Below are 11,768 nucleotides of genomic sequence, written 5' to 3' on the forward strand. Positions count from 1 at the left end.
TAGGACAGAGGGGGGTGTTCAAGCGCCAACATCCCGCTCAAAACCTCGGAATGTCCGGAAACGCCGTCTGCCCGCGATGCACGTGCATCCTCCCGAGTTCGGCGCATCGCCTCAGCTGCGGGAAGACCTTGCCGGGATTCAAAAGATGGTTGGGGTCGAAGGCGCATTTGACGCGCATTTGCTGGTCGAGATCGATCTGGTTGAACATTTCCGGCATCAGGTCGCGCTTCTCGACGCCCACCCCGTGCTCGCCGGTCAGGACGCCGCCGACCTTGACGCAGAGCCGCAATATGTCGGCGCCGAAGCTTTCCGCCTTGTCGAGTTCGCCCGGCACGTTGGCGTCGTAAAGGATCAGCGGATGCAGATTGCCGTCGCCGGCGTGGAAGACATTGGCGACGCCGAGCCCGTATTTCTCCGACAGTTCGCGCATGCCGGCGAGGACGCGCGGCAGTTCCTTGCGCGGTATGGTGCCGTCCATGCAGTAATAGTCGGGCGAGATGCGGCCGACCGCCGGGAAGGCCGCCTTGCGGCCGGCCCAGAAACTCAGCCGCTCCTGTTCCGATTGCGAGATGCGGCATGTGGTCGAGCCGTTGCTGTAGGCGATGGCTTCGACCAGGCCGATCAGGTGATCGACCTCGACACCCGGCCCATCCAGCTCGACGATCAGCAGCGCCTCGACATCGAGCGGATAGCCGGCCTGGACGAAATCCTCGGCGGCGTGGATGGCCGGGCCGTCCATCATCTCCATGCCGCCCGGGATGATGCCGGCGCCGATGATGTCGGCGACGCATTGGCCGGCCTGCTCGCTGGTCGGGAAGCCGATCAGCAGGGCACGCGCCGTCTCCGGCTTCTTCAGGATGCGCACGGTGACCTCGGTGACGACGCCGAGCAGTCCTTCGGAGCCGGTCATCACGCCGAGCAGGTCGTAGCCTTCCGCGTCGAGATGGCTGCCGCCGAGGCGCACCACCTCGCCATTCATCAGCACCATCTCGACGCCGAGCACATTGTTGGCGGTGAGACCGTATTTCAGGCAGTGCACGCCGCCGGAATTTTCCGCGACATTGCCGCCGATCGAGCAGGCGATCTGGGAGGATGGATCGGGGGCGTAATAGAAGCCCTCCTGCTCGACGGCGGTGGTGATGCCGAGATTGGTGACGCCGGGTTGGGTGACGACAACGCGGTTCTGAAAATCGATCTCGAGGATGCGGTTGAAGCGGCTCATCACCAGCAGCACCGCGTCCTCCAGCGGCAGCGCGCCGCCGGACAGCGAGGTGCCGGAGCCGCGCGGCACGACGCGGATGTTGCGGTCGCTGCAATATTTCAGCACCCGCGAGACCTGCGCCACGGTTTGCGGCAGTACCACGACCAGCGGCAATTGCCGGTAGGCGGTGAGCCCGTCGCTCTCGAAGGCGCGCATTGCATTGGCGGCGTCGACGACACCCTCGCCCGGCACGATGATGCGCATATCGGCGACGATCTCGTCGCGCCGGCGCATCGTGGCCTCGTCTGGTTTCGGCATTGCAAGGCCGGACATCGACAGCCTCCTTCGATCGACTGGTAAAAATCTTTTACCAGCGACGGCTGTTGGTTGCAAATGCCGCATTGGCCGGGATGGGAGGCCTGTGGCCGGGACAGCCTTCCGCAGCGGCAATCTGCCGCTGCGCCCCACACTACTCGCCCGGCTGCTTGCCCGGTTCGGAGTGCGTGCGGCGGACGCGGCGCACGCCCCACCAGACGAGCAGGACGGCGAGCGGCACCGAGGCGGCGGTGACCATTTCCGGCGCAAAGGCATGGCCGAAGATCGAGACGCCCTTGGCGACGTAGCCGATAAGTCCGACGACGTAATAGGAGACGGCGGCGACGGAGAGCCCTTCCACCGTCTGCTGCAGGCGCAATTGCAGGCGGGCGCGGTTGTTCATCGAGGCCAGCAGGTCGCGGTTCTGCTTCTCGACCTCGACGTCGACCCAGGTGCGCAGCAGCGTGGTGGCACGGGTGAGCTTCGTCGACAGGTTGGCCTGACGCTCCTCGACCGAACGGCAGGTACGCATCGCCGGCGCGACGCGGCGCTGAAGAAAACCACCCCAGGTGTCGTAGCCGGGCACCGCCTCTTCCTCGAGCGCCTCCAGCCGCTCGCCGACGATGCCGTCATAGGCGCGGCTGGCGCCGAAGCGGTAGAGGCTGGAGGCGGCATCGGCCTCCAGCTCGGCGGCAAGCTCGGTCAAGTCGGCAAGCAAGGTCTGGCTGTCCCGGGTCTCGGCGACCTTCATTTCCAGCGTGGTCTGGGCCAGCCTGTCCTCGATGCGGCGGGCCCGCCCCGAAAGCGTCAGCGCCAGCGGCAGGCCGAGCATGGCCAGCGTGCGGTAAGTTTCGATATCGATCAGCCGCTGCGACAGCGCCCCGGTGCGCGCCGGCGTCAGGCCGCGGTCGAGCACCAGCATGCGGGTCAAGCCGTCGCCATCCTGACGGAAATCGGTGACGATGGCCGCGTTGCCGCGCTCGACCAGCGAATAGCACAGGCTGGTCGGGTCGAAGCCGGCGATCAGTTTTTCGTTCGCCGGCGTCCATTTGCGGATTTCCAGCCTGATGCCGGAAATCACCGTGCCCGGCGGCGAAAACCCGTTGCCGAAGGGTGTGTCTCCTTGCCCCCTGCCGTTTTCGGCGAGCGGGCCTTCCCAGAGATAGGTCGAGAACTCCGTGTGGCGTTCCCAGCGCAACGAGCCCTTGCCCCATTTCATCGCGTGGTGGCGGGCGTGAGGGTCGGGCGCGGCGATGCCGAGGCGTCGCGACAATTCGGAAAGCACGGCCTGATCGACGCCGGATCCAGCTTCGGTCATGAAGGATAGTTGCACCAGCACGCGCGGCTTTTCGACCAGCGGCTGCGGCCGGGCGTGGACCTCGCCAAGCGCGCCGGGGCGACCTTCATGCGCCGGAAAACCCATGACGCTGCCGCCCACTCCTTTGGCGCGCAGCTGGAATTCGAGGTTGGACGGGTCGGCGTCAGGCACGGCTGGTCCCCCGGGCTTCTCTGAGCCCTTTGGCAATGATGTCCCTCTAGAGAGGTTCATCGTTTCAAGGAAACGCCGAACCGCTCTATCTCTTTGATTCTGTGCAATTCCGGACGGAAAACCGTTTCACACTTTTCCTGGAATTGCTCTAGAGGCAATCTCGAGAGGACGCAAACGGCAGTTTAGCTCAAGCTGATATGAAGCCGCGGCTGTGAAACCGATCCGGGCCGGGCAAATTGGATAAATAATTTGACCAGTTGGCGACGCTGGCTTTATCTTGCGCGACATCGGTTCAACCCCCAGGCATCCCGTTTGAGCGACATTTTCTCCCGGATCGAGCATTCGCGCACCGCCGACGAGGTGGTGCAGCAGATCGAGAGCCTGATCCTCGAAGGCGTCCTGCGCACCGGCGACCGGCTGCCGGGCGAGCGCGAGCTGGCGCGCCAGTTCGAGGTGTCGCGGCCTATCCTGCGCGATGCCTTGAAAGCCTTGGAAGGACGCGGGCTGTTGACGACACGGCCAGGCGGCGGCACCCATGTCGCCGATGTCATCGGCCAGCTGTTCACCAAGCCGGTGACCGACCTGATCTCGATGCATCGCAAGGCCGTGACCGACTATCTGGAGTACCGCCGCGAGATCGAGGCGGTGGCGGCGGAATATGCGGCGCGGCGCGCCACATCGGACGATCTGGCGCTGCTCGACCGCATCATGGCGCGCATGGACGAGGCGCACCGGACCGGCAATTTCGACGACGAGGCGGAAATCGACGTCGAGTTCCATCACGCGATTTGCGAATGCGCGCACAACATCATTCTGCTGCACACGCTGCGCTCCTGTTATCGGCTGCTGTCGGAAGGCGTGTTCCAGAACCGGCGGCTGGTGTTCAGCGTGCCGGGCGCGCGCGAGGCGCTGCTTTCGCAGCACCGGGCAATCTACACGGCGGTCAAGGCCGGCGATCCGGCCGCGGCGCGGCAGGCGGCGATGGACCACATCTCCTATGTCGAACGGTCGATGACTGAAGCCGAGCGCAGCGACGACTGGCAGCGCGTGTCGCGGCTGAGGCTCAGGCAGCGCACCGAGCCCGGTGACGGCGAGCCGGCAAGAAAACAGCCGTAGGCACCGGCCAGAAAATTCAACGACGAACCAGCGAAGAACCAGCGGAAAAAGATCCATGAGCAGCATTCTCACCATCGCCGACCTCAAGGACCTGGCGCGCCGCCGCGTGCCGAAGATGTTCTTCGACTACGCCGATTCCGGCGCCTGGACCGAAAGCACCTACCGCGCCAACGAAGAGGATTTCCAGAAGATCAAGTTCCGCCAGCGCGTGCTTGTCGACATGGACAACCGCTCTCTGGAATCGACCATGATCGGCGAGAAGGTGACGATGCCGGTGGCGCTGGCGCCGACCGGCATGACCGGCATGCAGCATCCGGACGGCGAGATGCTGGCGGCGCAGGCGGCGGAAGAATTCGGCGTGCCGTTCACACTGTCGACGATGAGTATCTGCTCGATCGAGGATGTCGCGTCGGTGACCAGGAAGCCGTTCTGGTTCCAGCTCTATGTGCTGCGCGACAAGGACTTCGTCTTCGATTTGATCGATCGCGCAAAAGCGGCGAAATGTTCGGCGCTGGTGCTGACGCTCGACCTGCAGATCCTCGGCCAGCGCCACAAGGATATCCGCAACGGGCTTTCGGCGCCGCCGCGAATGACGCCGAAGCACATCTGGCAGATGGCGACAAGGCCGCGCTGGTGCGTCGGCATGGCCGGCACCAAGCGCCGGAGCTTCCGCAACATCGTCGGCCATGCCAAGGGCGTCGGCGACCTCGCCTCGCTGTCGTCCTGGACGAAGGAGCAGTTCGATCCGCATCTGTCGTGGAAGGACGTCGCCTGGATCAAGGAGCGCTGGGGCGGCAAGCTGATCCTGAAAGGCATTCTCGACAAGGAAGATGCGCTGATGGCGGCCAGAACGGGTGCCGACGCGATCATCGTATCCAACCATGGCGGCCGCCAGCTCGACGGCGCCTCGTCGTCGATCATGGCACTCGAAGAGATCGCCGACGCCGTCGGCGATACGATCGAGGTGCATATGGACGGCGGCATCCGCTCCGGCCAGGACGTGCTCAAGGCGCTGTGCCTCGGCGCCAAGGGCACCTATATCGGCCGGCCTTTCCTGTACGGCCTCGGCGCACTCGGCAAGGAAGGGGTTACCAAGGCGCTGGAAATCATCCGCAAGGAGATGGACATAACGCTGGCACTGTGCGGAAAGCGTCTGGTCACCGACATGGGCAAGGATCAGCTTCGGCGCTAAAGTCCCGTGGCGGCATGACCACGGAGGCGACGCAGGCATTGACGGAGCCCGGCATCAGTTTCTACGAGGCGCGCGGACCGCAAGGCATGCGCCTTTACGCGATCGGCGATGTGCACGGCCGGCTCGATTTGCTGACCGCCATGCACCGGCGGATCGAGGCGGAGCTCAGTCAACGGCCGTCGGTCGATTGGCGCGTGATCCATCTCGGCGATTATGTCGACCGGGGCCCGGACTCCAGGGGCGTCATCGATTTCCTGATCGACGCGCAAAGACGCGATCCGCGTCACCTGATGCTGGCCGGAAATCATGATCTCGGCTTCCTCGATTTTCTCGATGTCCCCGACCCGGACGGTCTGTTCATGCGCTATGGCGGTATCCAGACGGCGCTGTCCTATGGCGTGTCGCTCAGTGGGAGCAGCGCCTGGTTTGGCCGCGCCGATGCGGCATTGCGGCAAGGGCACGCCGCACTGGTCGAGGCGGTGCCGCAGAACCATGTCGAGTTCCTGCGCTCGCTGCCCTTCTCAGTGACGTTCGGCGATTTCTTCTTCTGCCATGCCGGCATCCGGCCCGGCGTTGCGCTGGAAAGCCAGAGCCGGCAGGACCTGATCTGGATCCGCGAGGTCTTCCACGACCACACCGGTCTTCATCCCAAGATCGTGGTGCACGGCCATACGCCGGTGCCCAAGGCCGAGATCACCGGCAACCGCGTCAATGTCGACACACTCGCCTGGCAGTCGGGAAACCTCACCGCACTCGTGGTGGACGGTGCGGACAAGCATATCCTGACAGTCACGGGTGAGCGGGCTTAGTTGATATTCAGCCGAAGCCGCGACGCTTGAGTCACGGCAGAGATCCCAGGGCCTGCGCTCCGCTTCGCGTTCGCGGCGCGCTGGACGACGAAGGCTAGCGAAGCGCGGCGGTGACGCCGTAGCCGTCGACGGCATTGTGGTCGTTGGCCGCGTCGGCGGAATAAATGCCGAGGCCGCACAACACGATAGCCGACAACATGACAAAGGACAAAAAGGCTGCTTTCACGGACGTCATCTCTTGTTGAGCTTCCTGCATCTATGCACGAGCGGGTTACCAATGCGTTGAAACGCAAAACACGTCGCAAATGTCTGACGGTTTCGCGCTTCTAGGCATGTTCTGTATCGGCGGTGTGTCGCGCGGGTCACAGGAAAGGTTCATCGCGGTTGCACGCAAGATGCAGAGCGGGCGCCTTTTAGGCTGGCCGACAGACACAGGCCAAGGATGAAACGCGTTGTCCCCGGAGGATTTGCCGCCGCGTGCCAAATATGCAACGTCGCCAACTACGCTGACTGTATGAGCCGTCAGATCGTCGCCACCCAGGCGCGGGCGATGGCCAGGCCGGCGGCATCGGCTTGCGGTCCGTTGCGGGCCATTTCATCGTCGAGCCGGACGGCCCATTCAGGATGCCGCTCGGCGATCAGCGGTGCGAAGGAGGTGCTCCAGTCGCGAACCATCGGCCGGTCGGCCTCGAAATGGAACTGGAAGCCGTAGACGGCGCGGCCGATGCGGAACGCCTGGTTCTCGGCGACGGCGTTGCCGGCCAGCCGCACGGCCCTCTCAGGCAAGGCAAAGGTGTCGTCGTGCCATTGGAAGATCGGGAATTTTTCGGGCAAGGCGGCGAGCACCGGATCGGCCTGCGCCGCCGCGGTAAGCGCGACCTCCTGCCAGCCGAATTCCGAGGCACCGCCTATCTGGTTCTCGCCGCCAAAGGCGCGTGCTACCAACTGGCTGCCAAGGCAGATGCCGACCACCGCGCGATCCCTCTCGCCAAAGTCGCGCGTCAGATCGAGCAGACCCGCGAAATAAGGGCAGAGCTCGTCGTCCAGCGCATTCTGGGCGCCGCCGAGCACCACCATGGCGTCATGCTCGCCGCTAGCTTGCGGCAGCGCGTCGCCGCGATAGGGCCGGCGCAGGTCGATACCGGCGCCTGCCTCGACCAGCGCCGCGCCGATCTGGCCAAGGCCCTCATTGTCGAAGTTCTGGACCACCAAGACCCGCATCGAAACCTGCTGACATGAAATTGATGCAACGAGCGATATCATGGCGCCAGCATTGCAGCCAACAGGGAACGCCTATGCCACTGCAGAACCGGGTCGATCCGTTCGGCGCCATCCATGCCGTGCCGGAGCGCGGCCTGTTCATGGGCAATCGCGGCATCATTCACGACCCCGAGACGAGAACGCTGTTGAAGAAGCGCTGGGCGCTGCAAGCCTGGATCATCTGCGTCCGCGAATTCGGCGACGTGCGGCGCGAGCCGATGGGGCGCAACCGGCAAAGCGACGACCAATTGGGCGGCAAGGCCGGCTGGACCGAGCTGTTTTTCCTCGACGAGGTGACGGCACTGGCGGCCGGGCACCGCCCCTGCTTCTTCTGCCGGCGCGAGCGGGCCAGGGATTTTGTCCGGCGTTTCGGCGACGCCTTCGGCATTGCCGAGCCACGCGCGCCGCAACTCGACAAGCGCCTGCACAAGGAGCGCCTGGCCTCGGGCGGACCGGCGCCGAGACTGAAACCGGAGGCGCTTGCGGATTTGCCGGACGGCACGATGATCTCGTCAGGAAACAGGGCATACGCCCTGTTTGACGGCGCCGCGCTGCCCTGGAGTTTCGGCGGCTATGGCGAACCGGTGGGATTCGATGGCTTTGCACACCGCCCGCTCCGCCTGCTCACGCCGGCGACAACTGTTTCGGTGCTGAGGCATGGCTACGAGCCTGTCTGGCATCCTTCCGCCGAGGCTTGACGCCAAGGGTGACGTTGCCGCATTCCTCGGCGATGCGCGCCAATTACAAGATGCAGCGGCTGTTCGTGCCGGACGAGCTTGGACCCGATACCGAGTTCGAGGTCGGCCCGCAGCAGAGCCATTATCTCTCGCATGTGCTGCGGCTCGGCGAAGGCGCCGAAATTCTGGTCTTCAACGGCCGCGACGGCGAATGGTCGGCGGCGATCGCCGCGAAATCGAAGAAGGCGTTGCGCCTGAAGGTGATGGAGCTGCAGCGCCCGCAGCCGCCGTTGCCCGATCTCGTCTATTGCTTCGCGCCGCTGAAGCAGGGGCGGCTCGACTACCTCGTGCAAAAGGCGGTGGAGATGGGCGCCGGCATCCTGCAGCCGGTCATCACCCAGCATACGCAAGTGGCAAAACCCGGCATCGAGCGCCTGCGCGCCAATGTCGTCGAGGCGGCCGAACAATGCGGCATATTGGCGGTGCCGGAGCTGCGCGAAGCGGAAAAATTCGAGCGCCTGCTCAGCAATTGGAACCGTGAGCGGCGGCTGATCTTCTGCGACGAGGACGCATCGACCAACAATCCCCTACCGGCATTGCAGGCGGTCCGGGAGGGAAAGCTCGGGCTGCTGGTCGGACCGGAGGGCGGCTTTTCCGACGAGGAACGCAGGATGCTGAGAGCGCTGCCCTTCGTTACCGCCATTCCGCTCGGGCCGCGCATCCTGCGAGCGGATACGGCGGCGGTGGCAGCTTTGGCGCTGATCCAGGCGACAATCGGTGATTGGTGATCAATTCACGTTACCCTCTGGCTCAGGATTTTTCGCTTGATCGGCTACTGACATTTCGTCCATCTAGCGCCGGCAGTGGCCGCGTGTCCTTTCGGGCGCGTAAAGGACGCTGTAGCATTTGATTGGGCACCTGATCCCTTCCGAAAATCGAAGCCGGTTTTCGGGGTCATGTGCGGAGGGCTATTATGGCGCGCGATACTACCGATTTCCGGCCGATCGAAGGCGTCGACGAACTCGTCGAGCACCTGGCCGAAGGCAACAAGCCGCGCGACAAATGGCGCATCGGCACCGAGCACGAGAAATTCCCGTTCTATGTCGACGGCAATGCGCCGGTGCCCTATGGCGGCGAGCGCGGCATCCGCGCCATCCTCGAAGGCATGCAGGACAAACTCGGCTGGGACCCGATCATGGACGCCGGCCGCATTATCGGCCTGGTCGAGCCGACCGGCCAGGGCGCGATCTCGCTGGAACCAGGCGGCCAGTTCGAGCTGTCCGGCGCGCCGCTGGAGACGATCCACCAGACCTGCCGCGAAGGCAATGCGCATCTGGCGCAGGTACGCGAGATCGCCGAACCGATGGGCATTCGTTTTCTCGGCCTTGGCGGCAGCCCGAAATGGTCGCTGGCCGAGACGCCGAAGATGCCGAAATCGCGCTACGAGATCATGACCCGCTACATGCCCAAGGTCGGCACCAAAGGCCTCGACATGATGTACCGGACCTGCACGATCCAGGTGAACCTCGACTTCGAGAGCGAAGCCGACATGCGCCGCAAGATGCAGGTATCGCTGAAGCTGCAGCCGCTGTCGACGGCGCTGTTTGCCAACTCGCCCTTCACCGAAAGCCGGCCGAACGGCTTGCAGAGCTGGCGCGGCGAGATCTGGCGCGACACCGACAATCAGCGCTCCGGCCTGCTCGAATTCTGCTTCTCGCCCGATTTCGGCTTTGCCGACTATGTCGAATGGGCGCTCGACGTGCCGATGTATTTCGTCATCCGCGACGGCCAGTACCATGACATGACGCACATCACCTTCCGCCAGTTCATGGCGGGTGCCGCCCGCAACGAATTGCCGGACGGGCTGCCGACGATGGGCGACTGGGCGAACCATCTGTCGACGCTGTTCCCGGACGTGCGGCTGAAGCGCTTTCTCGAAATGCGCGGCGCCGATGGCGGGCCGTGGCGGCGCATCTGCGCGCTGCCGGCCTTCTGGGTCGGGCTGCTCTACGATGCGGCGGCGCTCGATGCGGCCGAGGCGCTGACCTCGAGCTGGAGCTACGACGAAGTGCTGGCAATGCGCAACGCGGTGCCGGAACAGGGCATTTCGGCGCCCTTTCGCAACACGACGTTGCGTGAGATCGCCCGCGACGTGCTCGTCATCTCGCGCATGGGACTGAAGAACCGTGGCCGCAAGAACCGCGACGGCTACGACGAGACGTCGTTCCTCAACACGCTGGACGAGGTCGTCGCGCGCGGCACCACCAGCGCCGAAGAGATGCTGGCGGCCTACCACACACGCTGGGGCGGCTCGATCGAGCCTGTGTTCATGGAATACGCGTATTAGCGCTTCGCTATCCGCTTGGCCGGTGGTCCGGCAAATTCGCTTCAATCAATGATGGAAACGAACTAGGCTTCTCCAACGAGGATTTTCCCGGAGGAGAAAACAATGCCTTCCTTGTTCGATATTCTGGCGCAGTCCCAGAACGGCAACGGCATGCAGGCGCTGGCCCAGCAGTTCGGGCTGTCGCAGCAGCAGACGCAGGCGGCGGTCGCGGCGCTGCTGCCGGCCTTTTCGCAGGGACTGAAGCGCAACACAGCGGATCCTTATGGACTCGGCTCCTTCGTGACGGCGATGGCCAGCGGCCAGCACGCCAAATATTTCGAGGATGCAAGCCGGGCCTTCTCGCCGCAGGGTCTCGATGAAGGCAACGGCATTCTCGGCCATCTGTTCGGCTCGAAGGACCTGTCACGCGCAGTCGCCAGCCAAGCCGCGCAGGCGAGCGGTGTCAGCCAGCAGGTCCTGCAGCAGATGCTGCCGGCAATCGCCTCGATGATGATGGGCGGGCTGTTCAAGCAGACCACCAACCAGCTGGGCGGACAGATGCATGCGGCAGGCGGCGGCGGCAATCCGCTCGGCGAGCTCATCGAGCAGATGATGCGGCAGGCGGGCGGCGGCGGCCAGGCGCCGGCCCCTCAGCCTGCGGGCCTCACGGATAACCCCCTCGGCAAGGTGCTGCAGGATATGTTCGGCGGGCAGCAGCCGCAACAGTCGCAGAGCCCTTACGGCGACAACCCGCTCGGCAAGGTGTTGCAGGACATGTTCGGCGGCGGGCAGCAGCCGCAAAGCCAGCCCCAGCAGACACAGAACCCTTATGGTGACAATCCGCTCGGCAAGGTGCTGCAGGATATGTTCGGCGGCGGCGCGCAACAGCCGCAGAACCAGCCCCAGCAAACACAGAACCCTTATGGCGACAATCCGCTCGGCAAAGTGCTGCAGGACATGTTCGGCGGCGGCGCACCGCAGTCTCAGCCGCGTCAGACGCCCCAGGCGCCGCAGCCGCAGGCCAATCCGAGCGGCAGGCCGAGAAATCCGTTCGACGACCTGTTCGGCAAGATGTTCGAGACGGGCGCCCAGCAACGCGACGACTACCAGAAAGGCATGGAGTCGATCTTCGACCAGTTCAAGCACGGCATGGGCCGGCGGTAGGGGTTGTCGCTGACCCACGCCGCGTCGTCATCCTGGGGCGGAGCAAGGAGCGAAGCGACGCGGCGCAGACCCCAGGATCCATGCCGTGAATTGGGAGCGCCGTGGCGGTGCAAAATTCAGCTCCGCTGCATCCTCGGTTGAGGTCACGGCATGATGGGGTGGACGGCCCCCGAAGCGGCATCGATGTGCCAGATTGAGGTCGTATAGAACTTCAATCGA

11 protein-coding genes are annotated in these 11,768 nt (G+C 64.5%); 7 read left to right on the plus strand and 4 right to left on the minus strand.

Going from position 1 to position 11,768, the window contains the following annotated elements; all coding sequences use genetic code 11:
• Positions 1 to 37 precede the first annotated feature (37 nt).
• Positions 38 to 1,534 carry an FAD-linked oxidase C-terminal domain-containing protein gene (locus AC0L2Y_RS32450; RefSeq protein ID WP_473562056.1) on the minus strand — a complete coding sequence of 499 codons (1,497 nt, stop codon included), beginning with the start codon at positions 1,532 to 1,534 and terminating at the stop codon, positions 38 to 40.
• Between the two features lie 136 nt (positions 1,535 to 1,670).
• On the minus strand, positions 1,671 to 3,005 hold the full coding sequence (locus AC0L2Y_RS32455; RefSeq protein ID WP_473562057.1) for a DUF3422 family protein: 1,335 nt from the start codon (positions 3,003 to 3,005) through the stop codon (positions 1,671 to 1,673).
• 312 nt (positions 3,006 to 3,317) lie between these two features.
• On the opposite strand from AC0L2Y_RS32455, the gene AC0L2Y_RS32460 reads away from it, so the two are divergent.
• Genes AC0L2Y_RS32460 through AC0L2Y_RS32470 form a run of 3 tightly spaced genes read left to right on the plus strand, consistent with a single transcriptional unit; the run spans position 3,318 to position 6,122 of the window.
• Complete coding sequence (locus AC0L2Y_RS32460; protein WP_473562058.1) at positions 3,318 to 4,121, plus strand: FadR/GntR family transcriptional regulator; 804 nt, start codon at positions 3,318 to 3,320, stop codon at positions 4,119 to 4,121.
• Between the two features lie 55 nt (positions 4,122 to 4,176).
• The gene (locus AC0L2Y_RS32465) at positions 4,177 to 5,313 is read left to right on the plus strand and encodes an alpha-hydroxy acid oxidase (RefSeq protein ID WP_254819311.1); all 1,137 of its coding nucleotides are present in this window, start codon (positions 4,177 to 4,179) and stop codon (positions 5,311 to 5,313) included.
• A 38-nt stretch (positions 5,314 to 5,351) separates the two neighbouring features.
• Positions 5,352 to 6,122 (plus strand): metallophosphoesterase, encoded by a 771-nt coding sequence (locus tag AC0L2Y_RS32470; protein WP_352488580.1) that lies wholly within the window; start codon positions 5,352 to 5,354, stop codon positions 6,120 to 6,122.
• A gap of 94 nt (positions 6,123 to 6,216) precedes the next feature.
• Here AC0L2Y_RS32470 and AC0L2Y_RS32475 read toward each other — a convergent pair whose 3' ends face one another.
• Together AC0L2Y_RS32475 and AC0L2Y_RS32480 are read right to left on the minus strand one after the other, a co-directional pair.
• Positions 6,217 to 6,357 carry a hypothetical protein gene (locus AC0L2Y_RS32475; protein WP_292664785.1) on the minus strand — a complete coding sequence of 47 codons (141 nt, stop codon included), beginning with the start codon at positions 6,355 to 6,357 and terminating at the stop codon, positions 6,217 to 6,219.
• Positions 6,358 to 6,644: 287 nt separating this feature from the next.
• The gene (locus AC0L2Y_RS32480) at positions 6,645 to 7,343 is read right to left on the minus strand and encodes a type 1 glutamine amidotransferase (RefSeq protein WP_473562060.1); all 699 of its coding nucleotides are present in this window, start codon (positions 7,341 to 7,343) and stop codon (positions 6,645 to 6,647) included.
• Between the two features lie 74 nt (positions 7,344 to 7,417).
• Between AC0L2Y_RS32480 and AC0L2Y_RS32485 the strand changes: the two genes are divergently transcribed.
• The 4 genes from AC0L2Y_RS32485 (at position 7,418) to AC0L2Y_RS32500 (ending at position 11,549) form a co-directional block, all read left to right on the plus strand.
• Entirely contained in the window at positions 7,418 to 8,080 is a 663-nt protein-coding gene (locus tag AC0L2Y_RS32485; RefSeq protein WP_473562061.1) for a hypothetical protein, read from the plus strand.
• A gap of 32 nt (positions 8,081 to 8,112) precedes the next feature.
• Positions 8,113 to 8,847, plus strand: a complete 735-nt coding sequence (locus tag AC0L2Y_RS32490) for a 16S rRNA (uracil(1498)-N(3))-methyltransferase (RefSeq protein ID WP_473562064.1) — start codon at positions 8,113 to 8,115, stop codon at positions 8,845 to 8,847.
• Positions 8,848 to 9,032: 185 nt separating this feature from the next.
• On the plus strand, positions 9,033 to 10,406 hold the full coding sequence (locus AC0L2Y_RS32495) for a glutamate--cysteine ligase (protein WP_473562062.1): 1,374 nt from the start codon (positions 9,033 to 9,035) through the stop codon (positions 10,404 to 10,406).
• Between the two features lie 102 nt (positions 10,407 to 10,508).
• Entirely contained in the window at positions 10,509 to 11,549 is a 1,041-nt protein-coding gene (locus tag AC0L2Y_RS32500; RefSeq protein ID WP_473562063.1) for a DUF937 domain-containing protein, read from the plus strand.
• Positions 11,550 to 11,768 lie beyond the last annotated feature (219 nt).

This window comes from Mesorhizobium sp. WSM4830, assembly GCF_055811495.1.

What these genes read in the sequence shown, in the direction of transcription:
- AC0L2Y_RS32500 (WP_473562063.1), top strand. Translation starts at nt 10,509, where the DNA reads ATGCCTTCCTTGTTCGATATTCTGGCGCAGTCCCAGAACGGCAACGGC.
- AC0L2Y_RS32465 (WP_254819311.1), top strand. Translation starts at nt 4,177, where the DNA reads ATGAGCAGCATTCTCACCATCGCCGACCTCAAGGACCTGGCGCGCCGC.
- AC0L2Y_RS32485 (WP_473562061.1), top strand. Translation starts at nt 7,418, where the DNA reads ATGCCACTGCAGAACCGGGTCGATCCGTTCGGCGCCATCCATGCCGTG.
- AC0L2Y_RS32480 (WP_473562060.1), bottom strand. Translation starts at nt 7,343, where the DNA reads ATGCGGGTCTTGGTGGTCCAGAACTTCGACAATGAGGGCCTTGGCCAG.
- AC0L2Y_RS32490 (WP_473562064.1), top strand. Translation starts at nt 8,113, where the DNA reads ATGCGCGCCAATTACAAGATGCAGCGGCTGTTCGTGCCGGACGAGCTT.
- AC0L2Y_RS32495 (WP_473562062.1), top strand. Translation starts at nt 9,033, where the DNA reads ATGGCGCGCGATACTACCGATTTCCGGCCGATCGAAGGCGTCGACGAA.
- AC0L2Y_RS32475 (WP_292664785.1), bottom strand. Translation starts at nt 6,357, where the DNA reads ATGACGTCCGTGAAAGCAGCCTTTTTGTCCTTTGTCATGTTGTCGGCT.
- AC0L2Y_RS32450 (WP_473562056.1), bottom strand. Translation starts at nt 1,534, where the DNA reads ATGTCCGGCCTTGCAATGCCGAAACCAGACGAGGCCACGATGCGCCGG.